17 protein-coding genes and 2 tRNA genes are annotated in these 24,348 nt (G+C 68.2%); 5 read left to right on the top strand and 14 right to left on the bottom strand.

Annotated features, from left to right (window positions below; all coding sequences use genetic code 11):
• On the bottom strand, positions 1 to 1,262 hold a 1,262-nt coding region (locus VGV60_14805; GenBank protein ID HEV8702540.1), incomplete at its 3' end, for a hypothetical protein.
• Positions 1,263 to 1,381: 119 nt separating this feature from the next.
• Between VGV60_14805 and VGV60_14800 the strand changes: the two genes are divergently transcribed.
• Positions 1,382 to 2,332: a cation diffusion facilitator family transporter gene (locus VGV60_14800; GenBank protein ID HEV8702539.1), complete on the top strand. Its 951-nt coding sequence runs from the start codon at positions 1,382 to 1,384 to the stop codon at positions 2,330 to 2,332.
• Positions 2,329 to 2,766 (top strand): CoA-binding protein, encoded by a 438-nt coding sequence (locus tag VGV60_14795; protein ID HEV8702538.1) that lies wholly within the window; start codon positions 2,329 to 2,331, stop codon positions 2,764 to 2,766. Before VGV60_14800 ends, VGV60_14795 begins: the two co-directional genes overlap by 4 nt.
• A gap of 7 nt (positions 2,767 to 2,773) precedes the next feature.
• Here VGV60_14795 and VGV60_14790 read toward each other — a convergent pair whose 3' ends face one another.
• Together VGV60_14790 and VGV60_14785 are read right to left on the bottom strand one after the other, a co-directional pair.
• On the bottom strand, positions 2,774 to 4,129 hold the full coding sequence (locus VGV60_14790) for an APC family permease (GenBank protein HEV8702537.1): 1,356 nt from the start codon (positions 4,127 to 4,129) through the stop codon (positions 2,774 to 2,776).
• Between the two features lie 10 nt (positions 4,130 to 4,139).
• The gene (locus VGV60_14785) at positions 4,140 to 5,582 is read right to left on the bottom strand and encodes a trimethylamine methyltransferase family protein (protein ID HEV8702536.1); all 1,443 of its coding nucleotides are present in this window, start codon (positions 5,580 to 5,582) and stop codon (positions 4,140 to 4,142) included.
• 306 nt (positions 5,583 to 5,888) lie between these two features.
• On the opposite strand from VGV60_14785, the gene VGV60_14780 reads away from it, so the two are divergent.
• Entirely contained in the window at positions 5,889 to 7,490 is a 1,602-nt protein-coding gene (locus VGV60_14780) for an NAD(P)/FAD-dependent oxidoreductase (GenBank protein ID HEV8702535.1), read from the top strand.
• 20 nt (positions 7,491 to 7,510) lie between these two features.
• Here the strand turns inward: VGV60_14780 and VGV60_14775 are convergent, their stop codons facing one another.
• From VGV60_14775 to VGV60_14755, 5 genes are all read right to left on the bottom strand, one after another.
• Positions 7,511 to 7,987, bottom strand: coding sequence for a GNAT family N-acetyltransferase (locus VGV60_14775; GenBank protein ID HEV8702534.1), 477 nt, complete (start codon positions 7,985 to 7,987; stop codon positions 7,511 to 7,513).
• A gap of 25 nt (positions 7,988 to 8,012) precedes the next feature.
• Positions 8,013 to 8,672, bottom strand: a complete 660-nt coding sequence (locus VGV60_14770) for a glutathione S-transferase family protein (protein ID HEV8702533.1) — start codon at positions 8,670 to 8,672, stop codon at positions 8,013 to 8,015.
• A 77-nt stretch (positions 8,673 to 8,749) separates the two neighbouring features.
• Positions 8,750 to 10,345, bottom strand: coding sequence for an NAD(P)/FAD-dependent oxidoreductase (locus VGV60_14765; protein ID HEV8702532.1), 1,596 nt, complete (start codon positions 10,343 to 10,345; stop codon positions 8,750 to 8,752).
• Positions 10,346 to 10,454: 109 nt separating this feature from the next.
• On the bottom strand, positions 10,455 to 10,742 hold the full coding sequence (locus VGV60_14760; GenBank protein ID HEV8702531.1) for a hypothetical protein: 288 nt from the start codon (positions 10,740 to 10,742) through the stop codon (positions 10,455 to 10,457).
• Between the two features lie 124 nt (positions 10,743 to 10,866).
• Positions 10,867 to 15,444, bottom strand: a complete 4,578-nt coding sequence (locus tag VGV60_14755) for an FG-GAP-like repeat-containing protein (GenBank protein ID HEV8702530.1) — start codon at positions 15,442 to 15,444, stop codon at positions 10,867 to 10,869.
• A gap of 312 nt (positions 15,445 to 15,756) precedes the next feature.
• On the opposite strand from VGV60_14755, the gene VGV60_14750 reads away from it, so the two are divergent.
• Positions 15,757 to 17,265: a trimethylamine methyltransferase family protein gene (locus VGV60_14750; GenBank protein HEV8702529.1), complete on the top strand. Its 1,509-nt coding sequence runs from the start codon at positions 15,757 to 15,759 to the stop codon at positions 17,263 to 17,265.
• A 46-nt stretch (positions 17,266 to 17,311) separates the two neighbouring features.
• Here the strand turns inward: VGV60_14750 and VGV60_14745 are convergent, their stop codons facing one another.
• Together VGV60_14745 and VGV60_14740 are read right to left on the bottom strand one after the other, a co-directional pair.
• Positions 17,312 to 18,676, bottom strand: coding sequence for an aspartate aminotransferase family protein (locus VGV60_14745; protein ID HEV8702528.1), 1,365 nt, complete (start codon positions 18,674 to 18,676; stop codon positions 17,312 to 17,314).
• Between the two features lie 77 nt (positions 18,677 to 18,753).
• Positions 18,754 to 20,148: a sulfatase gene (locus VGV60_14740; protein HEV8702527.1), complete on the bottom strand. Its 1,395-nt coding sequence runs from the start codon at positions 20,146 to 20,148 to the stop codon at positions 18,754 to 18,756.
• 372 nt (positions 20,149 to 20,520) lie between these two features.
• Here VGV60_14740 and VGV60_14735 point away from each other — a divergent pair, with 372 nt between their 5' ends.
• Positions 20,521 to 21,876: an acetyl ornithine aminotransferase family protein gene (locus VGV60_14735; GenBank protein HEV8702526.1), complete on the top strand. Its 1,356-nt coding sequence runs from the start codon at positions 20,521 to 20,523 to the stop codon at positions 21,874 to 21,876.
• Positions 21,877 to 21,886: 10 nt separating this feature from the next.
• Here VGV60_14735 and VGV60_14730 read toward each other — a convergent pair whose 3' ends face one another.
• The 4 genes from VGV60_14730 to VGV60_14715 form a co-directional block, all read right to left on the bottom strand.
• On the bottom strand, positions 21,887 to 23,095 hold the full coding sequence (locus VGV60_14730) for a di-heme oxidoredictase family protein (GenBank protein ID HEV8702525.1): 1,209 nt from the start codon (positions 23,093 to 23,095) through the stop codon (positions 21,887 to 21,889).
• A gap of 164 nt (positions 23,096 to 23,259) precedes the next feature.
• Positions 23,260 to 23,805: a hypothetical protein gene (locus tag VGV60_14725; protein ID HEV8702524.1), complete on the bottom strand. Its 546-nt coding sequence runs from the start codon at positions 23,803 to 23,805 to the stop codon at positions 23,260 to 23,262.
• 71 nt (positions 23,806 to 23,876) lie between these two features.
• Positions 23,877 to 23,951 (bottom strand) — tRNA-Cys (locus VGV60_14720).
• 116 nt (positions 23,952 to 24,067) lie between these two features.
• A tRNA-Gly gene (locus tag VGV60_14715) sits at positions 24,068 to 24,142 on the bottom strand.
• Positions 24,143 to 24,348: the final 206 nt, after the last annotated feature.

Here is a 24,348-nt window from a genome sequence, read left to right as displayed (position 1 = left end):
CCCACGGCGACGTAGGGGCCGGGAGAGGCCGGCTGGCCGATCCAGTATCCCTGCGACTTGGCGCCGGCGTCGACGTAGAGGCCGCGCAGGTAGCCGCGCGTGAGCCGGGCGCGCAGCCGCGCGCCGCCGCCCGGTCCGCCGTGCGGGTCGTGCCAGAACTCCACCGCGCCGCCCAGCGCCCAGCGGCCCTTGTCGATCAGGTCCTCGGCGCCCGCCCCGAGCGCGCCGAAGCCGCCCGCCGGGCCCCTCCCCCGTCGGGCGACGAAGGAAAACGTACGGGGCGTCGCGCCGGCCGCTGCTGCCGGCGGCGCCGTCATGCGCTCAGCCGGCGCCAGGATCCATTCGATCGAGGTCTGGCCGCCGGACGGCGTCCACTCGGCCGACAGGACCGGCAGGTAGCGGAAGCGGCCGGCGCGCGGCAGCGGCAACGGGGACGACGCGTCGCCCCGCGCCGTCTGGCTTATCGCCGAGGCGAGGGCCCACCATAAGCCCGGGCCGAGGAGATTCCAGACGGCCTGGCGCCGGAGGCGGCGATACTCCCGCACGATCGTGGCGTCGACTCCTCCGGCCGTGATGCCGCTTGCTCCTCCGTGCAGCTCGTGCAGCAGGCCGAGGTAATTGGCGACGTCCCCGCCTCCGGAATACTCGGCATGGAAACGCGCCGGCTCCGCCGCCGGGTCGGGCGTCGTGCGCAGGACATAGTCGCTCGCCACCAGCCGGTTCGAGGCCAGATACAGAAGCTCGATCGGTCGCATGGCGACCCCCTCGACGGCGCGGCGCTCCAGGAAGGACGCCGCGAGGGTGTTGGCCTCGGTCCCGCCGGCGTAGATGTAGAGCCGATTCTCGCTGCTCGTGCCGTCGAGATCGAAGCTGGCGTACGAGTCGCGGCCGCCCCAGGGGGACCCGAGGTGCACGCTCGGCGAGGTGTGGAACTCGCGGCCGCGGCCGCCGTGGCCGAACGCCTCGTGCAGGGCCACGCCGTACCACCAGGCCATGGGCGCATCCCATGCGAGCAGGCGCGTCGCGCGCAGCGCGATCGCCCCCGGCCCGGGCTCGAGGCGGCGGAAGAGCCGCTCCTCTCCCGAACCGGTCGCGGTGACGGCCGACGAGACCAGGCGGGCGCCGCACTCGGCGTCGAGCGTCGGCGACAGCAGGAGCTCATAGCGCGGCGGGCCCTGCGGCTCGTCCGCCCGCGCGCCCGCCGGCCACGGGAAGACGGCCGCTGCGAGGACACTGGCGACGGTGAAGGTTCGCAGATGCATCGAACGGCCCCCGGGCAAGGGCGTCATCTTATATGCGCCGCCTCGTGAGGGGGTCGCCTTAAGGCGGGCGCCGTCTCAAATAGCGGACCCCCCGGCCGGCAACGTGACAGAATAGGCGCATGCACTCCGATGCCTCCTTGCGCGCCCAGGACATCCGCGTCGTCCTGCTGCGGGTCCTGGCGTTGAACCTGCTGGTCGCCGGGGCCAAGCTGATCTACGGGATCGCGACCGGCGCCATCAGCATGGTGGCGGACGGGATCCACTCCGCCATGGACTCGTCGTCCAACGTCATCGGGCTGGTGGGGACGGCGGCGGCCGCGCGGCCGCCGGATCCGGGGCACCCGTACGGGCACCGCAAGTTCGAGGTGATCGCCGCGCTGGGCATCACCTTCCTGCTGTTCCTGGCGTGCTACGAGATCCTGACCGGGGCGGTGGAGCGGATCATGACCGGCAGCCCGCCCGAGGTCACGGCGTGGAGCTTCGCCATCATGATCGCCACGATCCTCATCAACATGGTCGTGACGGTGTACGAGCAGCGGCTCGGCCTGAGGCTCGCAAGCCCGATCCTGATCGCCGACTCCCTGCACACGCGCAGCGACATCTACGCGTCGATGGCGGTCCTGGTGGGGCTGGCGGGAGTGAAGCTCGGCTGGCCGATCCTCGACCCGGTGGCCGCGATTGTCGTGGTCGGGCTCATCGCGCGGGCCGGCTACCGCATCGTGACCTCGTCGCTCGACGTCCTGGCGGACGCCGTGGTCTACAGCCCGCACGAGATCTCCGCGACCGCCATGCGGGTGTCGGGGGTCCTCGACTGCCACGGCGTGCGCACGCGCGGCCTGCCGGACCACGTGCACCTGGATTTTCACCTGACGATCGCCCCCGAAACGACGACGAGCGAGTCGCACGCCATCGCCCACCGCGTCATCGAGGCGATCCGGCTGCGCTTCCCCGGGATCAAGGACGTCACGCCGCATGTCGAGCCGCCGGACGCCGCCGAGGCGATCGGCCATCACGCGGGGCACGGCCACGCGGCGGAGACCGCCGAATCGTCCGGGAGGAAATCCCTGTGACCGAACGCTGCGAGATCCCGCGCGCCAATCCGACCCCCGAGGAGATCCGCGACATCCTGCAGGGCGCCCGGCGGATCGCCGTCGTCGGGCACTCGGACGACCCGGGGCGCGATTCGCATCGCGTAGGGCGCTACCTGGCGTCCCAGGGATATGAGGTCTTCGCCGTCAATCCGAATGCCCGCTCGAGCCCGGATCTGAAGTTCTATCCCGATCTCGCGTCGGTCCCGGGGCCGATCGACATCGTGGACATCTTCCGCCGCCCCGGGGCGATCCCGGCGATCGTCGATGAGGCGATTCGCCTCGGCGCGAAGACGGTCTGGATGCAGCTGGGGCTGGCCGACAATGCCGCGGCCGAGAAGGCGCGCGCCGCCGGCCTGCGGGTCGTCATGAGCCGCTGCATCATGCAGGATCACCGGGCGCTCGAGGCCCGCTGACGCATTCCTACGACGCGGCGCTTCCGTGCCGCCTCTTGCACCATAGCGCGATCGGGTACAGGGCGAGGCCGCTCAGAAGCGCGGGCCCGCCGTACCACAGATACTCGCCGACGCTGCCGTACACCGCCATGACGATCAGGAGCGTCGGCGGCACGATGACCCACCAGATTCCCCGGCGGCCGACCGGGATCAGGAACCGGTACTCCTCTCCGTCCCGGCCGCCGGCCTCGGCGGGGCGGCACCGCAGTCTCCAGAGGGCGAGGTAGATCGCGATGTAGAGGGCGGAGAAGAGCCACATCTCGATGACCGCCAGCTGCTCCACGTTCAAGGGGGTCAGGACCGTGTAGAAGACCGCGGTCGCGAGCAGGGCGACCCAGGGGGTGCCGTGGACGCGGTGGATCCGGGTCAGGGCCTTCGGCATGAAGCCGTCCTGCGCCATGGCGAACGGAATGCGCGAGTAGGCCAGCAGGTTGACGTTCGACAGGGCGAAGTTGCTGACGATGCCGGCCGCCGCGATCCAGGTGGCCAGGAGCGGTCCGCCGATGATGCGCCCCATGTCGGTGAACGACCCGGCCGACACGGTCGTCCAGTCGGGCGTGGCCGCCAGGCCGATGGCCAGAGGCAGGACGTACGACGGCACAGTGATGACGATGGCAATCAGGATGGCGCGCAGGTAGTTGCGCCGCGGGTTGTCCACTTCCTCCATGGTGGTCGACAGCGACTCGTAGCCGGAGTAGTTCCACATCCCCATCAGGGCCCCGACTCCGAGCGCGGGGAACCAGCCCATGCCGGGGGGCTTCACCGGCACGAGCGGGTTGTGCTCCCAGTGGAACACTCCGAGGACGCACAGGACCGCGAACGGGCTGAGCATGAAGATGTTGAAGAGCAGCGTCGACCAGCCGACGACCTCGATGCCGCGCACGTTGATCCAGGTGCAGATGGCGATGACCGCGAGCGGGATGATCCGGTGGGCCAGCGGCGTCCAGGCTTCGGGCAGAAAGAGATCGCTGTACTCGGCCACCAGCACGGCGTACAGGGCGCCGTCGAAGAAGGCGCCGAGCCAGGACCACCAGCCGGCCTGGAACCCCCAGAAATCCCCGAACACCTCCTTGATCCAGCGGTAGTAGCCCCCCTCCACGGGAAAGCGGCTATTCATCTCGCCCGAAGCGAGGCCGAGCGGCAGGCCGTAGAAGATCGGCAGGAGGACGAGGAGCAGAAGCGTCAGGCCGGGGCCGGACGCGGGGACCATCTCCTCGATGCCGGCCGGGCCGGCCGAGGTGAGGCAGTAGATGACGCCGACGAGCGGCAGGAAGCGGAGCCCGCGCCGGACCTTGCTCGGGCCTCGTCCTGGAGGCTCGCTCAAGACACGCGGCTCACGCGGCCGATTCCGCGCAGGCCTTGTCGGCGGCGGCCACGATTCGCTTCAGCTCGTTGTCGACTTCTGGCGGCAGCGGGTCGGGATCGGGAAGGGCCAGGAGGCGGTCCACCTCGGCGCGCGCCTTCTCCAGCTCGTCGTTCCCTTCCTCGAAGAACTTGTCGTAGGTGCTGCGGTAGGAGTACTTCGGGAAGAAGACCGCCCCCGTCTTCAGCCCGTGCAGCGTCTCCTTGAAGCCGAGGAAGTGCTGCCCCGGGCCGGCCTTCTCGATCAGGTGGACCATCAGCGTCTCGTCGGTCACCACGGCCCCCTCGCGGATCCGCTTCACCATGCGGGCGATCTCCGCCTCGATCACGAGCTCGGTCAGGGACATCGTGTTGTTGTCGTCCAGCACGCCGATGCCGACGAGCAGGTCGGCCCCCGACAGCGCCGCCGCCATGCCGGTGTGCATCGACTCGTACGCCGCCTGGATCCCCGGGATCTTGGCGTCCGAGTTCAGCCCGACGCCGATCGCCGGCACATTGTAGAACTTTGCCATCTGCCCGAGGATCAAATTGAACAGGGGAATCTCCGGACTGCCGCAGACCGCCATCCCCGAGCGCATGTCGAGGACCTCCGGGCCGAGCGGATAGATGAGCGGGCAGCCGGGGGCCGCGAGCTGGAAGAGCACCACACCCGACAGAAACTCGATCAGGCTCATCAGGCAGGTGCCCGGGACGGTCACCGGGGCGGTCGCGCCGGTCAGGGGCATCGGCCAGATGACGATCGGGATGCCGGCGCGCGCCAGCTCGATGCACAGATCGGCCATCTTCGGCTCGTGCTGCAGCGGGGAGACGGTGCAGGCGACGACCGAGAACGGCGGGCGGCGCTTCAGCTCCTCCTTGCTGCCGGCGATCACCTCGAGCATCTCGAGGGCGAACGGCACGTGCTCGGGGAGCTGGATCTCGTGCTGGATGTGCTTCGTCGTCATGGCGAGCGAGTGGTACATCTCGTGCAGGACCCGGCTCGGCCCGGGCACGTCGAACGGCACGACCATCGGCCAGATGAAGTCGACCACGTCCATGTAGTGGCCGACCTTGGTCGAGTCGCGCAGGTCCTTCACCAGCCCCTGGCGGCGCTCCCCCGTCCGGTAGTCCTGCGTGAAGGTCGCCTGGCCGTTGGTCGTGACACGCAGGCGCGAGCCGTCGGTCTGGATGTCGTGCTTCGGGTCGCGGCCGGCCAGGGTGATGACGCGCGGCGTCGTCTTGAGGCAGCGCTCCACGATCTCGGGGTCGAGCCAGGCGATCCCCTTGTCGTGGTCGACCTTCTGGCCGTGCTCGGCGAGCAGGTCCAGCACGCGGCGGCTCTCGTACTTGATGCCGACCCGGTGGAGGACGTCCAGAGCGCGGGTATGCAGCAGCCGGACTTCCTCGTCGCTCAGGATCTTGACCTCGGGGATCACGCCGCCTCCCTTCCGCGGGGCTTCGATGTTGGCGTGGCATAAATTATCCTCGCCTGTGCCCATCCGGCGCAAGGAGATTCGGGCCTCGCCGATCGCCGCTGATGGCGTAACGGCTTGAGATCGCGGGCGATCGGGCCGAATTTGAAGCCGTAACAGCAATCGGGCGGGACTCCGGGATCGGGAGCCCCGATCCGTGTGCTAGATTGTTGCCTCAGCATTGGAATCCCGTTGCCGATCGTAAAACGCCGTCCGCTGAACGGCCGCCCGCGCCCGACCCCAACCGGCGCGCTGAAAGGGAGGTGACGCATGACCCAGGCGCGCTACGACGCCATCATCGTGGGAGGGGGCCACAACGGCCTGATCACCGCCGGGTATCTGGCCAAGGAAAAGATGAAGGTCCTGGTGCTCGAGCGCCGGCCGATCGTCGGCGGCGCCTGCGTCACCGAGGAGCTGATCCCTGGCCACCGCGTCACCCGCACGTCCTACGTCTGCAGCCTTCTGCTTCCCGAGGTCATCCGCGATTTTCGCATGAAGGACTACGGGTTCCAGGTCCTGGTCCCGGAGCCGCACTCTTTCTATCCTTATCCCGACGGGCAGTACATGCTGTGGTCGGCCGACGAGGCGAAGACCCAGCTCGAGATCGCCAAGTTCTCGAAGAAGGACGCCGAGGCGTTCCCCCGCTTCAACGCGGAGCTTCTCGAGCTGCAGCCGTTCGTCGACGAGATCCTGCGCACCACCCCGCCCATGTTCCCGCCCAAGGGGATCCGCGAGCTGCTGGAGTTCGGCAGGCTCGGGCGGAAGATGCTGAAGCTCGGCGATCGCAAGCTGAAGCTCTTCATGGAGCTGATGACCTCCTCGTGCTACGACTACCTGTCGAAGCGCTTCGAGTCGGACCGGGTCATGGCGGCGTTGTCGATCAACGGCCTCATCGGCACCTGCGTCGGCCCGATGACCCCGGGCTCGGCCGCGATCATGCTGCACCATTCGATCGGCAGCAGCATCGAGGGGCAGACCGGCGCCTGGGGCTACGTCAAGGGGGGCATGAGCGGCATCGCCAACGCCCTGCTGCGCTCCGTCCAGGACCTGGGCGTCGAGGTGAAGACCAACGCCGAGGTGTCCCGCTTCATCGTCGACAACGGCGTCTGCCGCGGCGTCTATCTGGCGAACGGCGACGAGTACCGCTCCCGGCTGGTCGCCAGCAACCTCGACCCGCGCCGCACCTTCCTGAAGCTGTGCGACAAGGGGACGCTGCCCGAGGATTTCACGGACGCGATCAAGAGCTTCCGCATCCAGGGCTCGTCGATCAAGGTGAACTGCGCCCTCTCCGAGCTGCCGAACTGGACGGCGATCCCGGGACAGGACCCGGACGCGTCGCACCAGCAGGCGATGATCGAGATCGCCCCGTCGGTCGAGTACCTGGAGCGCGCCTACGACGACCTCAAGTACGGCCGGCCGTCGGCGCGCCCGATGCTCGACTGCAACATCGCCTCGACCATGGACGACACGCTCTGCCCCAAGGGGCACCACGTCCTGTCGATGTTCGTGCAGTACGGCCCCTACAAGCTGAAGGAAGGGACCTGGCCCGAGATCCGCGAGAAAGTGGGGGACCAGATCATCGACACCCTGGCGGAGTACGCCCCCAACATCAAGAAGGCGATCATCGGCCGCGAGGTCATCAGCCCGTGGGACCTGGAGCAGATCTTCGGCCTGACCGAGGGGAACATCTTCCACGGGGAGATGACCCCGGACCAGCTCTTCTTCCTGCGCCCGGCGCAGCGCTGGGCCCAGTACCGCACGCCGCTGCGCGGCCTCTACCTGTGCGGCTCCGGCGCCCACCCCGGCGGCGGCGTCATGGGTGCCCCCGCCCGCAACGCCGCGCGGGAGATTCTCAAGGACGTGCGACGGTAGGCGGGGGCCGATTCACACGCCTAGCCGGACCCCTGCAGGTGCAGCTCGAAGTAGAGGGCACCGGGGATCGGATTCTCGCGGTACGGGGCGGTCTCCCGGAAGCCGAGGTCGCGATAGAGCGCGATCGCGGCGGCCATGGACGGCACCGTGTCAAGCAAGAGGCGCGCGTAGCCGACGTCGCGCGCCTCGCGGATGATCGCCTCCGCCAGGAATCGCCCGAGCGAGCGCCCGCGGAACTCCGGGCGCACGTAGAGCCGTTTCATCTCGCAGACGCCCGAATCGAGCTTCCGGAGCGCCACGCACCCCGCGACCTGCCCGTCCTCGATGAGGAGCAGCAGCCGCCCGCTGGGCGGAGCGTAGTCACCGGGGAGGCCGGCCAGCTCCTGGTCGAAGCCCTGGAAACAGAGATTGAATCCGAGCGAGGCGCCGTACTCCTGGAACAGCGTGCGCGCCGTCGCGAGGTCGTCGGGTGACTCGGCCTGGCGAAACGTGCCCATCCTTCTCTTCCAACAGGCCGGAGGCTCAGCCCTCCTTGATGCGCATCGGCTCCTTCGGGGCCGCGGCCTTGAACGCGGGCCGCGCGGTCGCGCGCCCGATCCACTCCCCCAGCGCCGGATACTTCGGGTCGGGAAGCACGCCGAGGATCTTGAGCGAGCCGGTCAGCGCCGGCACGTGCGCCGCGTCGGCCAGCGAGAACAAGTCGCCGCCGAACCAGGTCCTGCCGCGGAGCTCGGCTTCCAGGCGCTGCAGGTGCTGGTGCACCTTGCCGCGCGCCTCCTCGAGCGCCTTGTGATCCACCTGCTCGGCCTTCTTGCGGATCAACAGGGGTGGCTGGTAGTCGAACTGCGCGTTGGTGAGATCGCGGATGACCGGCTGGACGTATTGGTCGAAGGTGTCCTCGATCATGCGCACCCGGGCGCGCTCGAACAGGTCCTTCGGCAGCATCGGCGGCTGTGGGAAGGCCTCTTCGAGGTACTCGTTGATGACGCTCGACTCGTAGATCGAGCGGCCGTCGTCGAGGACCAGCACCGGGGTCTTGCGAATCGGGTTCAGCCTGGCGAAGGCCGGATCTTCGTTCTTGTTCTCCGGGACGATCATCTCGTAGGGAACCTTCTTTTCGGCCAGGACGACCCGCACCTTCCAGCCGAACGGCGAGCGGTCGAACGCGTAGAGATTGAGCATGGGGGGCCTCCTCGGATTGATGGCGCGCAAAGAGGATGGTACCACCGCCACGGCTCCCGGGCACGTGCCTCCCGGCCTCAGCCCCGGCCGATGTCGCGCAGGATCTCGTGGGCGGCGTTCCAGCCGCAGGCGCCCCAGACGCCGCCGCCGGGGTGGGTGCCAGCGCCGCACAGGTAGAGGTTCCTGATTGGGGTGCGGTAGTCGGCGAAGCCGGGAGCGGGCCGGAAGCTGAACAGCTGATCGGGGGTCATGGCGCCGTGGTAGATGTTGCCGCCGGTCAACCCGAAGATCGTCTCGAGGTCCTCGGGTGTGTAGACGTGCCGGTGGATGACCGCCTTCGGCACGTTCGGGGCGTAGCGGGCAATCTCGGCGACGACGCGGTCGGCGACCGTTTCCTTCAGCCCCTCCCAGGTCCCGCTCTTGAGATGCCGCGGGCCGTACTGCACGAAGCAGGTCATGATGTGCCGGCCCGGGGGCGCGACCGACGGATCGAGCACCGAGTGGATGCACGCCTCGACCGTCGGGTGGTTCGAGAAGGAGCCGCGCCTGCAGTCGTCCCAGGCCTCCTCGATGAAGTCGACGGTCGGGCAGAAATTGAGGAGGCCCCTGTGCTGCGGTCCCGGCGTCGTGCCCGGCATGGCGGTGAAGTCCGGCAGCTCGGACAGCGCCAGGTGCACCTTCAGCGACGCCCCCTGGTCCTTGAAGCCCCGCATGTGACTCAGGAACGGGGCCGGCAGCGCCCCGTCCGGCAGCATCTCGAGGAAGGTGCGGCGCGGCGTGGCGTTGCTCACGACGGTGTCGGCGCGGACCGCCTCTCCGCCCGCGAGGCGGACGCCGCGCGCGCGCCCCGCGTCGCCCAGATCGATCGCCTCGACGCGAGCACCGGTCCTGATCGTGACGCCGCGCTCGCGCGCCGCCGCCGCCAGCGCCTGGGTGATCCCCCCCATTCCGCCGACGACGACGCCCCAGACTCCCGTCGCGCCGTCCACGCCGCCGAACACGTCGTGCAGCAGGAGGAAGGCGGTGCCGGGCAGGTGCACGCCGCCATGGGCGCCGATCACCGCCTGCGAGCAGAGGAACGCCTTCAGCGCGTCCGACTCGAACCAGGAGTCGAGGACGTCGGCGATGCCCAGGCTGGCGAGCTGGATCAGCATCTGGACGTCATAGGGGGACAAGCGGCGCGCGGCGAGGCCGAGCTGGAGGAGGTCCCACAGGTTGCGCGGCCCCAGCCCGTCGATGCTCGGCGGCGGCTTCATGATGAGCGGCTTCACGAACCCGCCGACCCGCTCGAGGACGGCGTGGAACTCGTGGTAGCGATCGGCGTCCCGGCGGGAGAACCTGGCGATCTCCTGCAGGTCGCGGTCGTCTCCATGCAGGGTCAGCGTCCGGCCGTCGGGATACGGCACGAAGAAGGCGGGGTCCTGCCGGATCACCTTGTAGCCGTGCCGCGGCAGGTCGAAGCGCTTGACCGCCTGCGGCAGGAGGAGCGTGCTGACGTAGGAGGTGGACGAGACCCTGTAGCCGGGGAACAGCTCTTCCGTCACGCACGCCCCCCCGACGATGGCGCGCGCCTCGAGGACCATGACGTCGTGGCCGCCTTCCGCCAGGAGGTTCGCGGCGATCAGGCCGTTGTGGCCCGCCCCGATGATGACGACCCGCTTCCTGCCCGCCATGAACGGCTTCTCCCCTATCCCTTCAACTCCGCCTCTCGTCCCTTGCCATCTCTTCCAGGCGCGCCCGGCAGCCTGCCGGGTCGTGGCTGATCAGCCAGTCCTTGCGCCCTCAGCCGACCGCCATGAAGTGGCGCCGGCTGCCGTCCTCCTCCTGCCAGCCGAGGAGGTGAAGCTTTCTCACGACGCACCAGCGCGACGCCTCGTCGATCGCCTCGCGCGCGTCGGCCGGGGCAATTCCGGCGAGGCGGGCGATCTCGTCCTCGGAGCGCGCCTGGTCCCAGCCGAGGAGCAACCGGGGGCCGTCGAGAAAGCAGCGCAGCACTTGCGCCCAGCCGCACTCCTCGATCTCGGCCCGCTGGACATCGTCGTACTCACGCGGAGACAGATACTCGAGCACGAGGAACCTCCGTGCGGCGATCGACCGCCGCCCACCCATTGAAACGCCTGCGTGGTTGGGCGGGATATCTTAGGGGCTGGTCTGCGCGAAGATCAAGGCACGTGTCCCGCGGCAGGCGCGGCGATCATTTCACGCGCCCGCCGTCGCCTCCCGACCCGATGGCGGCGCCGGGCGCCGGGTCGGGGATGAGCGGCAGGGGGGAGGATTCCGTTCCGTAGCCGCTCGGGCCGCGTGCGTCGTGATACTGAACCAGGTAGAAGAAGGCGCGACCGGTCGCCGGCTGGTCCTCCTCCTGGCCTTCGTTCCAGGACGTCTGGCCCTGCCCGGCCAGGAGCAGGCGCACCCTGCCCAGGGACACCTGCCCGTCACGGACCACCAGGTTCTCCAGGCCGCCTCGGATGAGATCGTAGGTTGGCGCCCCCTCGACCGTGTTCCAGAAAACCTGCGCCCGTCCGGGAATGCCCTGGGTTTGCAGCCGTTCCTGCAGCGGCTCGGGGCCCGACCCGAGGTCGTGCGGGACCACGACGGTGGCCAGGGCGGAGCCGCGGTTCCCCGAGGCATCGGTGGCGGAATACTCGAGATCGTAGGTGCGCCCCGGCCCGCCCGACTCGCGCTCCGCCCTCAGCATCATCTCGGTATCCGGCTGCCCGACCTCGGCGCCGACGATGTCGGCCGCCGTGGCTCCATCCTCGTTTCCGGGCGCGTCGGCCGGTTCGTTGCTGGTCGCCGCGGACAGGACCACCCGCGGGAGGGGGTCGCACCGATCGACCGCCTGCCAGCGCGTCGCGACGGTGACCAGCCGATGATTCGGCGGCCACAGCACCTGGGGCTCGGCGCCGACCACCAGGGAGGGAGGGGTCGTATCCTGGACCACCACCGTGACTGTCTGCATGGTCTGCATGTTGGCGGTGTCGGTCACGCGCAGCGTGATCGCGTGTGCTCCGAGCGGGAGGGTCAAGGTGAGTGTCTCCCCTTCGCCGAGCGACGTCTCCACGGTCTCGAAATCCTCGAACCACTCGAACCGCACGATGTCGTCGTTCGTTCCGGGGGTCGAGTCGGGATCCTCCGAGCCCGAGCTGTCCAGGGTCACGAGGCCCCCCTCCAGGCGATCGCACTCCACCGGACCGCGAGGCGCGATCACCGCGCGCGGAGCGTGCCCGCCGAACAGCATCGTGGACTCGCCCTGATAGTCGAACGGCGCCTCGACCGTCACCGGAACGGTGTTCCCGTCGGTCACGGTGATCCTCAGGCGGTGGTCGGGGCCGACGTTCAGCGACGAGATGTCGATCTGCCCGGGCAATCCGTCGTCGAACGGCACGCTCAGGACCCGGCGCTGGACAAACGACAGGCGGAGCGAATCCTCGTCGAACGCCTCGATCGTCGCTTCGAAACGCAAGGCAAGGTTGTCCAAGTTGGTGACGCAGATCGGCGCCGGCAGCGCAAGGTCGGCCAGGAAAAGAGAATTGGAGCCATAGCCGAAGCCTGTGCATCCGCCGGCGCGCACGTAGTACCCTCCGAACGAATGGACGTCGCACGCGAGACCGAGGATATCCACGATGGTCTTGAAATCCGCGACGATCGGGATTCCGACGGATCCAAAGAGGAAACCGATTCCATCTCCCGGAATCCCCTCGGGGAACCACCCCTGCCCGCAGTCACCGGACGCTAACAGGTCGCGAATCGTCAGGCTCTGCGCCTGGCTCTCGACGATCTCCACGGTACCGCTCAGCGGCTCCCCCTGAGGATCGCTGGCGGCCACCGAAACGTCGATCGCGCCGTTGCCGTCCCCGCGGATGTCCGACAGGATCAGCGACGGCTGGCAGGCATCTCCGGAGCCGTCGGCGTTCGTGTCGACCTGATCGTGGTTCGGGACCGTGAGACAGTTGTCACAGTGGTCCCCTACGCGATCGTTGTCGGCGTCCGACTGGTCGGCGTTGAAATCGGGGCAGTTGTCGATGTCCCCGCAGACATGGTCGCCGTCGAAGTCGTTCAGGGGATCGAAAGGACACGGATCGCAGACGTCGCCGATCCGGTCGCCGTCGACGTCCGCCTGGTCCGGGTTCGACACCAGGGGGCAATTGTCCTCCTGGCAGGCGTTCCCGGGTTCGCCATAGCCGTCCCCGTCCCGATCCGTGCACGGATCGCACGCGTCGCCGATTCCGTCGCGATCGGAATCCCTCTGGTTGACGTTCGGGACATCGGGGCAGTTGTCGACCGGGCAGACGTCGAGCGGGAAGCCGGGGTCCCCGGTCTCGTCCCGATCGCGATCGGTGCACCGGTCGCAGGCGTCGCCGATTCCGTCGCCGTCGCCGTCCGCCTGCGACGGATTGGGAACGTCACGACAGTTGTCGGCCGGACACTGGTTCGCCGGGAAGTCCGGGTCGCCGAAGCCGTCGGAGTCGGCGTCGGTGCACGTATCGGCGGGGTTCGGAGTGCCGTCCCCGTCCGCGTCGGGCAGGGGCCCGATGTTGCGCGATACCAAGAGCGAGGTATAGGCCAGGCTCGGAGGTCCGCCGACGAACAGGTCGGGGCGTCCATCCGCGTCCAGATCGTCCGCCAGCATGTAGTACGGAGGCTGGATGGTGAGGACCGCTCCCGCGCGCGTGAAGGTTCCGTCCCCATCACCGAGGTGCAGCTCGGTTCTCGCGGGATAGCCCAAACCCCGCACGCCGACGGAGAGATCGGCGCGACCGTCGGCGTTGAAGTCGGCCGCGGCGATCGACACCGGCACGCCGCCTTCGACGAACCAGTCCGGGCCTTCGGAGAACGCAGCGTCGCCATGCCCTAGGAGGATCCGGACCTTGCCGAAGTCCGCGAACACCGACGACGCCGCGATCACGGCCATGTCCTCGTTGCCGTCGCCGTTGAAATCGGCGTGGGTCATCGCGATATGGGTGCCGGTCGTTACCTCGAACGGACCGGAGAGGAAGTCGGGGACGTTGAAGAACATTACGATCCTGTCGCCGCACATCACGGCAATGTCCTGCCGTCCGTCGGGGTGGAAGTCGCCGAGCATGAGAGCCGAAGGATAGGGGCACGCGATGTGCTGCGCCTCCTCTCTCAGGGTCCCATCCCCCTGCCCGCGAAAGATGGACACGTAGTTGTAGGTGTGGAGGACCGCGATGTCGTCCCTCCCGTCCAAGTCAAAGTCGGCGGCGACGATGTCGCGCGGCTGGTAGAGGGTTGGGAACGTCGTGCCCGGCTGAAAGGTGCCATCGCCGTTTCCGGGCAGAATCGAGATGCTCTCGTTGTCGGCCAGAACGAGGTCCTCGACTCCGTCATCATTGAAGTCCCCGATCGCCACGGCGTTCGCCGAGTATCCCGACAGGAACGGCATGGGGAGGTATCGCCCATCCAGATCCTGGAGAAAAACCGTCAGAGCCGGATCGGCGACGACCAGATCGCGGCGCCCGTCCCGATTGAAATCAGCCGTGGCGATGTCCATGACGAAGGAGGCCCCCAAGAGTGGCGTGTGGAACGCCTCCACGCCGACGAAGCCGCCCTGGCCGTCCCCCGGGAGGACGACGATACCCCCCGCCCTGGGCCCGTAGGCCTCGGCATTCCAGGATCGGATCGCCAGATCCGGCTTGCGGTCTCCATCGAAGTCACCCGAGACGACTCCGGCCGGCACCATGGATGCCCCATAGATTCCGGAAGGGGTGAACGTGCCGTCTCCACGTCCGTCGAGCACGGCGATCATACCTATGCTTCCGGAGAGCGCCCCGTAGGCCAACGATCCCGACACCACGAGATCCGCATGACCATCCAGATTCCAGTCTCCGACCGCCACCGCCCGCTGATCCAAGGCGACGGAGACGGTGGGCGACAGCCGGGTCTCGTCCGCGAACGAGCCGTCACCCCGTCCGAGGAGGATCGACAGGCCCTCGGGATCCCGGTTGCCGGACACCAGATCCGGATGCCCGTCCTCGTTGAAGTCCCCTGTTTGCAAGGAGGCCGGCGAGACGCCCACCCCGAACGACCGGGGCGCCGCGAACACGCGACCCCCTTCGTTCCGATAGATCGAGACCGAGCCGTGAGCGCACGCTGAGCTGTCGCACTGGTTCAGGGCCGCCAGATCCAAGTCGCCATCGCCGTCGAAATCGGCGCCTACGAGCGCGATCGGCCCGCGGCCGGGCGGCAAGGAAATCTGCCTGGCGGCCTGTAGATACGGATCGTCCGCCCTCATGAACGAGATAGTCACAGCGACGCCGGGGGCGGAATTCCGTGTGGTCGCGATGTCGACGACGCCGTCCGAGTCGAAATCGCCGACGGTCAGTCCATCGACCGAGCCGAGAACGGGTGTCTGCGGACGTTCCTGCAGTCCGTGCCCCCGGTTTAGCAGGATCTCGACGTCCGCATGGGTGCCCACGACGAGATCGGGCTTCCGATCGCCGTCCATGTCGGCGATCGCCGTGACCTTGGCGGCCCCCGACAAGTAGGAAAACGAGGCCGGCAGGCCGAACGGGAGCTCGGGGCTGCCGAGATACACCCTGACCGCTTGAGCCTCATCCAGCGCGACCAGGTCGGTGAAGCCGTCGGCGTTGAAGTCCGCGGCATCGACCAGGCGCAGGACCGGCCCGGGAGCAACGAAGACACCCGAAAGCAGCGGATCGGACAGGCTGGCGCCCGATCCTCCAAGGATGACGGGTACGCAGGCGAGAAGAACGACGAGCGGCCGCCGCGATCTGCTCAAGGTGGACATGCCGGCCCCTCCGTGACGTTTCCTAGCTGGTTTTCGTCCTAAAGTATGGACCGCCCCGGGGAACAATCAACCGGATTCAATGGTCGGATGGCGCGCCTACGGTCGAGGCTCCGCGGAGGCGACCCGACCGCCCGCCGCGTCATCGTTGCGAATCGTGGGATCTCAAGCCATTACGGCATCCACGCGGACAGCGCGTTGCCGTTACGGCATGAAAATGGCGGAATAATTGCCGAAAAAGGATTGACCCGCAAAACCGCGCCGTGACAAGATCTCGGCATACACAAGCGCTCCATTTCACGAGGTGATCCCTTGATGAACGTGCGCCCCAAGGTCACGATGCTGACCGAGAAGGACGTCCGCCTGGTCCACGAGGCCTCGCTCGAGATCCTCGAGAAGATCGGCGTCCTCTACGAGAACACCAAGGCGCTCGACATCATGGAGGCCAACGGTCAAAAAGTAGACCGCGACAAGGGGGTCGCCTGGGTCAAGCCGGACCTGGTCGAGCGCGCCATGAAGACCGTGCCCCGCAAGTTCGTGTTGGCATCGCGCGACGGTAAGAACGACGCGGTGATCGACGGCGAGCAGATGCACCACATGACCGACGGGCAGGCCTCCTTCACCATCGACGAGAAGACCGGCGAGCGTCGCACCTCGACGCTGCACGACCTGGCGCTGAGCACGCTGCTGGCCGACGCGCTGGACCCGATCAAGGTGATGTGGTCGACGGTCTTCCCGACCGATGCCTCGACCGATTTCCGGGCGCTGTTCGAGATGGCCTCGACCTTCATGTGGTCGTCGAAGCATTTCCAGATGGTGGGGGGCGTGCAGGACCCGGACGACGTCCCTTACCTGCTGGCGATGCTCGACGCCGTGTACGGCGACCGGCGCAAGCAGCGCGACCGTCCGTATTTCTCGATGGTCACCTGCCCGGTCTCTCCCCTGAAGCACGACGACATGATGACCGAGGCGTGCATCGCCCTGGCGAAGGAGTGGGTGCCGATCGTCTTCTGGCCGATGCCGCTGCAGGGTGCCACAGCCCCGATCACCGTGGCGGGAACGCTCCTGCAGACCAACGTCGAGTTCCTGAGCGGCCTGGTCCTCTACCAGCTGGTGCAGCCGGGGCTGCCGATGATCTATCCCGCCGGCCCGGAGACGCTCGACATGAAGACGGGCCTGGCCTCGACCGCCTCGCCCGAAGGCATCATGCTCAACCTGCCGTTCGCGCAGATGACCGAGTTCTACCACGTGCCGTACATGGCGGGGGGCATCTGCTCCGACGCGAAGATCCCCGGCATCCAGTGCGCTTACGAGAACATGGCGACCGGCATGACCGCCGCCCTGTCGGGCTGCGACCTCCTGGTCGGCATCGGCATCCTCGAGGACGGCAACACCCTGTCGTTCCCGCAGATGGTGATCGACGAGGAGATGTGCAACATCCTGTCGTTCGTGCGCAACGGCATGGAGCTGACGCGCGAGAAGCTGATGGTCGAATCGATCATGTCCGTCGGCCACTCGCCGAACCACCACCTGGGGCAGCCGTACACGCGCGAGTTCCTGAAGTCGGGCCAGGGGTACTGGCCGAAGATCTCGTTCCGCGGCACGTACGGAGACTGGAAGCGGCGCGGCAAGGACGAGGTGCAGCTGGCGCGCGACAGGATGCGGCTGCTGCTCGACAAGCACGAGGTCCAGCCGCCGCCGAAAGAAGTCCAGGACGAGCTGCGCCGACTCCTCTGCGAGCGCACCGGGTTCGCCCCCAACGACCCGAAGATCGAGGGCGTCTTCCAGCACCCCTGGAAGGAACACCCCTCCTCCTGGCGCTGAGTCCCCGGATCCGGAAAGGACGGCCTGGCGGCTGGAAGAGCCCGGCCTAGCGCCCCGCGCTCGCGGCGGCGATCGCGTCTTCGAGGATGTCCATCCCCTGCTCGAAGAGGGGGCGCTCGATGGTGAGCGGCGGCTGGATGCGCACGAACCACGAGATGCTGTCGTGGATGTAGTAGAGACCGTTCTTCAGGCAGTGCTCGTTGACCCTGGCGGCCGCCTCGAAGTTCTTCTCCCGCGTCTTGGGGTCCTTGATGAATTCGGCGGTGAGCCACAGGCCCTTGCCTCGGACCTCTCCGATGATCCGGTGCTTCTCCTTCATCGCGCGCAGCCGCTTCATGCCGTAGTCTCCCAGCTCGGTGGCATGTTCCAGGACGCGGTCGCGCGCCATGATCTCGAGCGTCTTCGCCCCAGCGGCGCAGGCCGCGGGGTGGCCGGCGTAGGTCCCGGCCACGAACGCCTCGGCCGCGTCGAAGATCTCGTGCCGCCCGGCCACGGCCGCGATCGGCATGGACCCGCCCGACAGGCCCTTTCCGATGACGATCAGATCGGGCTCGACATCCCAGTGCTCGAAGGCCCACATCTTGCCGCAGCGCCCGAAGCCGCTCTGCACCTCGTCGATGCACAGGTACCAGTCGTGCTTGTCGCACAGGTCGCGCAGCCCCGGCAGGAAATCGTCCGGCGGGACCCAGACGCCGGCCTCGCCGACCACCGGCTCGACCAGGACGCCGGCGATCCGCTCCGGTGGCACTTCGTACGTCAGGATGAGGTCCTCGATGTACTCGAGGGTCGCGCGGCCCGCCCCGCCGCCGGTTCGCGAATGCAGCGGCGTCCGGTAGCTGTACGGGTACGGGGCGTAGACGAAGCCGTTGACCAGGGGAGCGACATCCTCGCGCACGTGCGCCTCCAGCGGTCCCGCCGCCATGCAGCCGTACGACAGCCCGTGGTACTGCCCGTAGAAGGAGATGACGAACTGCCTCCCCGAGGCGCGCCGCATCACCCGGAGCGCCGCCTCGACCGCCTCGGTCCCCGTGGTCAGGAACAGCACGCGGTCGGTGCGCTTCGGGCAGACGGCCAGGAGCTTCTCGGCCAGGTCGAGGCGCTGCGCGGTGTTGCCGGCGCTGGTCCAGCACGTGACCCCGAGCTCCCGCATGGTGGAGTTCACCGCCTCCACGACCTCGGGGTTGCAGTTGCCGACGTTGTTGGTCCCCCAGCCCGACCCGAAGTCGATGAACCGGTTCCCGTCGACGTCCTCGATCAGGGACCCCTGGGCCTTGACCGCCATGAACCGGCGATCTTCGGTGGCCCCGTAGGCCCCCGCGGCCATCAGCCGCGACTCCTTCTGAATCAACAGCTTGGACTTGGGGCCCGGGAGCGACGTCTTGACGAGCGAGACTCTCTCTTTGGGAGGCATGCCTCGACTATAAGCCAGCGGCGGGCCGGGGTGTCAAGCGGGGGCGGCCGGGGGAACACCGGTCCACATGGCGGCCCTCAGCGCGCCAGACGGGCGCGGCGGGCCGGGCGCTGCAGCCACTCCTTCACCTGCCGGTCCATCTGCTTCACGCGCTCCGGCTCTTCCGCGGCGCGATCGACCGTCTCTCCGGGATCCAGAGCGACGTGGTAGAGGGAGTGCCGGCCGTCCGATCCCCACTGGATCTTCCAGCCGTCCTGCCGCAGCGCCACGAGGGTGCGGTCGTAGGACGACAGGTCATGGCCCGGGAAGAGATCCTCCATGATTTTGATGAAGTCGACCGGCGGGCCGACGAACTCGCCGATGATCGGCTGGCTCGCGCCGCGCCCGGCTCCCGGCAGCCCCGCTCCGGGCAGGGGGACCGCCTCGACCGGCGTTCCGTCCGGCGGCCTCACTCCCGCGAGCCCCAGGAGCGTCGGGTACAGGTCGTGCATCTGCACCGGCACATCGATCCTCTGGCCGGCGGCAACCGCCGGCGGGTAGCGCAGCACGAGCGGCACGCGCAGCAGGGTGTCGTGCACGCTCAGCTTGTGGTCCATCATGTGATGGTCGCCGATGTTCTCCCCGTGATCGCCGGCGACGGCGACGATCGTCCCGTCGAGAATCCCCTGCCGGCGCAGCAGGTCGAGGACCTCCCCCGCGCGCCGGTCGACGTAGGCGATCTCCCCGTCGTACAGCTCGCTCAGGATCGCCAGGTCGTCGCCGCTCAGATCGGACAGCCCGACGATGTAGCGCATCTCGTCCGGGTGGCCCAGCCGGCTGAGGCGTTGCACGCGCGCCGGGTCGAGTCCCGCGCGCAGGAGTCGCGATCGCTCCGGCTCGGGGGGGTGATACGGCAGGTGCGGCTCGAAATAGTTGATGAAGAGGAAGAACGGCTGGCGCCGGGCGTCGGCGCTGCCCGCGCGCCACTCGAGCCAGCGCAGGACCTTCTCGTTGGTCAGCGCGGCCCCCGTGTCTTCGCTGTCCTTCGGGACCAGCCGCCAGGTCTCGCCGTAGGTGTCGAATCCCTGCTGGAAGTTGTACTCCCTGCCGATCCACGGATTGGCGGTGTAGCCAATCGTCCTGTATCCCGCCGCGTGCAGCGTCTCGGCCAGGGTCACCGCCGCGTCGGGCAGCCGGAGCGAGCCGCAGTCGGTCTTGTGAAGCGAGGGATACTCCCCGGTGAACAGGCTGGCGTGCGCCGGCACCGTCCAGGGAGCGGGCGAAAAGGCCTGCGTGTAGACCGCCCCTTCGCGCGCCAGGTCCTCGAGGTGGGGCGCGGTCGGGCGCGCGTAGCCGCTCCACGGGAAGCGGTCGCCGCGTGCCGTGTCCATCACGATGAGAAGGATGTTGGGGCGGGGGCCTTCGCCGCACCCGGCGAGGAGAAGCACCGACAGGACCGCCAGGAATGAGCGCCAGAGCAAGATGCCGCGCATCCTAGCATCGCGTCCCGACACGGTCAAATCCGGTCCAACGCGGAGACATTCTCTGCATTGAGTTGCGGGCCCGGCGGGGGCGGCGCGGCGCGCCTCATGCTCACACGCGAGGGGGCCTGGGCGTCCATCTGGCGCGCATGGCGCGGCTCGAAATCGGCGCGCCGCGCCGCCCCCGCCGGGCCCGCGACGCACCGCCGGCGATCTCTCTGCGGACCGTATTCGCCCGAGTCGGGTCGAGGGGGGCACGCGCCGGGCATGCCCAGCCACCCGCGACCAGGAATTCCCGGCGCGGGCCGTTCTTGACAGCCCCGGGCCCCTTCGCCAGAATGGCGGCTCGCGCTCAGCGTCCCGCGTCTTACAAGGAGAAACGTCGTGCCTCGATCCCCCTTTCCACCCGACTACCCGGGTGAGTATCCAAAGATCGTTTCGCCCCTGCCCGGGCCGAACGCCAGGGAGTTCATGGCACGGGACGCCAGGACGGTGTCGCAGAACCTGACCAAGGACGTCCCGCTGGTCGTGTCGCGCGCCCAGGGCATGGTGGTGGAGGACGTCGACGGAAATCGCTTCCTCGATTTCGCCGCCGGCATCTCCACGGTGTCGACCGGCCACTGCCACCCCGAGGTCGTGCGGGCGGTGCAGGAGCAGGCCGCCAACCTGATCCACATCTGCTACACCGATTTCTTCTACCCGGTCTACATCGATCTGTGCGAGGAGCTGGCGCGGATCGCCCCCATCCAGGGGAACAAGCGGGTCTTCCTGACCAACTCGGGGGCCGAGGCGGTCGAGACCGCAATCAAGCTGGCCCGCGTGCGGACCGGACGGCAGAAAATCGTCGGCTTCTTCGGCGCCTTCCACGGACGGACCTACGGGGCGATGACGCTGACGGCCAGCAAGCCGGTGCAGCGGAAGGGATACGGTCCGTTCGTCCCGGAGATCCTGCACACGCACTACGCCTACTGCTACCGCTGCCCGGTCAACCGGAAGCCGGAATCCTGCGGCGTCGAATGTCTCGACCTCCTGACCGATTCTTATTTCCACCACTCGGTCGATCCCTCGGAGGTCGCCGCGGTGATCGTCGAGCCGGTGCAGGGCGAGGGCGGGTTCATTCCGCCGCACCGTGACTTCCTGCCGAAGCTCCAGGATCTGTGCCGCAAGAACGGCATCCTGTTCATCGCCGACGAGGTGCAGTGCGGCATGGGACGGACCGGCAGGATGTTCGCGCTCGAGCACTACGGCATCGAGCCGGACATGATCATCCTGGCCAAGGGAATCGCCTCCGGGATGCCGCTCTCGGCCGTCATCGCCCGGGAGGACGTCATGAAGTGGAACGACGGCGGCCACGGCTCGACGTTCGGCGGCAACCCGGTCTCCTGCGCCTCGGCCCTGGCGACGCTCCGGCTCCTCAAAGACGGGCTGATGGAGAACGCCGGGAAGGTCGGAGCCTACCTGATCGAGAAGCTCAAGGCGCTGCAGACGAAGCACAAGGCGATCGGCGACGTGCGCGGCATCGGGCTGATGATCGGCATCGAGGTCGTGGACGGGCGCGCCGGCAACCGGCCCGCCCCCGCGACTCGTCACAAGGTGATCGAGAGGGCGTTCGCGCTGGGGCTTCTGACCCTGCCGTGCGGCGAATCGACGATCCGCCTGTCCCCCCCGCTCATCGCCCGCGAGGGGGACGTCGACAAGGCGGTGGCGATCCTCGACGCGTCGTTCGCGGCCGCCGGATAGAAGCCCCCGTTCAGAGCGTCTTCAGGAACCGCAGCAGGGAGAGGCGCCTGGTCTCCGGTAGGGCCTCGAAGCGGTCGCGCGCGCCCGTCCCCTCGCCGCCATGCAGGCGGATCGCCTCCTCGACGGTCCCGGCCCGGCCGTCGTGCAGGAATGCGCTCTTCAGCCGCAATCCCATCAACGGCTCGGTGCGGAATTCCGACGGCGTCGCCAGACCGAGGCAGACGTCGGCCAGCTTCTCGCCCATGTCGTGCAGGAGCAGGTCGGTGTAGGCGGCCACCGGCCGGCGGCTGAGGGCGCGCACCGTGTTCGTCCCGGTCACGAGCCGCGGCATGTGACACGCGGCGCAGCCGATTTCCCTGAAGACCCTCTCGCCGCGCCGGGCCTCGCGCCCTCCCGGGAGCCGCGACGGCGGAGCCAGGAAGCGGACGAAGTCGTCCGCCCGGGCCAGATCGTCCGCCGTGATCTCCGGATCGGGGGCCGGGTCGACACCCGGCGGGACCGGTTGTCCTCCGATCGCGTCCTCGGCCGGATGGGCGGGGCTGGTGATTCCCTGCTCGAAGAGGAACGCGGCGTCGTTGAATTCGCGCAGATCCGGGACGAACGCCTTGCGTCCGAAGCGGCCGAGACGCCCGTCGGAGAACCGGTTCGGCCTTCCCAAGACTCCGTCATGATCCCGATCCTCGGGGTCGGCCAGGGCCAGGATCGCCTCGTCCGGGACGGCGGCCAGGAGGCCGAACCCCAGGATCGACGGCGTCGTCCTGCGTCCCGTCGAGGTGGCCCGGGCCGGCACCGGCTCCGCCTCGATCCCGAGCGCCTCCTTGAGCGCCGGCGTCACCTGCTGCTGCACGACAGGCCCCCCCTGGCTGACAAGCGGATCGCAGGTCAGCTCCGCCGATCCCGGCGGATCGCCCTCCCGGCTCCTGACCAGGAACTCGGTGGCGTGGATCTCGATCTCGTCCCCCGTACCGCCGCTCTTCGGGTCCTCGTGGCATTCACCGCACGAGGTCGAATTGAACAGCGGCCCGAGTCCGGTCTCGGGCGTGAACTCCCGTTCGAAGATCTCCCGGCCGGTTTCGAACCGCGCCTTCTCCTCCCGGGTCAGCCCCGGAAGGGGATCCCCCGGCTCGGGGGGCCGGATGCACCCGGACAGGATGACCAGCAGGCCCGTCGTCAGGACGGCCACGCTTGCGCTCCGCACGTTCCCTCCCGTGCCTTTCATGTCGCATCACCTCCAATCCTGCCGGCCGCTGGCGCGACCGGGATCAGAATCCCTCGATCCTGAGTGCAACGATTGTGCCGGTGCGCACGCCCGTCAATCCTGGCCACGATCGGCCCGTCAGAGATCCGTCACCGGCGAAATCCGGCATGTCCGGAATCCGGAGCCTAGGCCGCCTTCAGGTGGTGGTCGATCTGGTGCAGGGAGTCGCCGAGCTTCGGCTGCAGATCGCGCAGCCGGTCGAGAAGGGTCTTGCGGAAGAAGAGGTAGCGCTTCTCCGACGCCTCCGAGGGGCGCGCCAGCCTCTCGAAGTAGGCCTCGAGGAGGCTCTGGTACAGATCGTTGGCGGCCCAGATCCGGTTGTAAGACGAAAGGATCGGGTGGACCAGCTCGACATCCATGTTGTCGAGCAGCGAGGAGTTGACCGAGACCTTCCAGGCCGAGACCTCGAACAGCGGATACGGGAGGTTCCCCTTCGGCAGCTCCTCGAGGGCCGCCGACAGGGACGTGGAGTTCCGCTTCAGCTCCCTTTCGATGAACTCGAGGAACTTGCGGCGCTGCCCCTTGGCCTTGCGCCTCTCGCTGTAATGGCTCATGACGCTCGTCATGACCAACCCGAAGATCAGGGTCAGGAGGACGCCGGCGAGCATGTTCGAGGCGAAGCTCACCCAGAAGTCGTAATCGGACAGCATGGCGCTCACCAGAGAGGACATGTCGGCTACAAAAATAGTGTCCGCGGGCAGGAAAGCAAGCGGCGGCGGCCAGGAACCGTCCGGGGATCCGGTGGAGGCGGCGATCGGAATCGAACCGATGTGTGGAGGTTTTGCAGACCTCTGCCTTACCGCTTGGCTACGCCGCCGGCCCGGTCACCAGATTGGTTCAGTGGCGCGAAATTCTACAGGGGGCTTCGGAAGCCTGTCAATCCGGCGGGTGAAACGACGAGGGCCGGCCCCAAGGGGGAGCCGGCCCGGATATTGGAGCGGGAAACGGGAGTCGAACCCGCGACTTCAACCTTGGCAAGGTTGCACTCTACCACTGAGTTATTCCCGCGCACGCCCGGGAGCCCCGGGCGCGACGCCGATCTTAGCGGGCGTTTCCGGCGACTGTCAAGGCGCTGTCCTGGTTCAGGACATGTGAGACGAGGGGTCTCTGGGGGGGAAGGTAGCCAAGAACTGGGCGGGAGTCAAACCACCGAGTGACTGATGGGGTCGGACGTGGTTGTAGACGTGTTCCCAGGCGAGGAGGAGGCGGTTGAT

The organism is Candidatus Polarisedimenticolia bacterium (genome assembly GCA_036001465.1).
Taxonomy (GTDB): domain Bacteria; phylum Acidobacteriota; class Polarisedimenticolia; order Gp22-AA2; family Gp22-AA2; genus Gp22-AA3.
The sequence above is the reverse complement of the archived record's forward strand: the minus strand, read 5'-3'. Positions and strand labels throughout refer to the sequence as shown.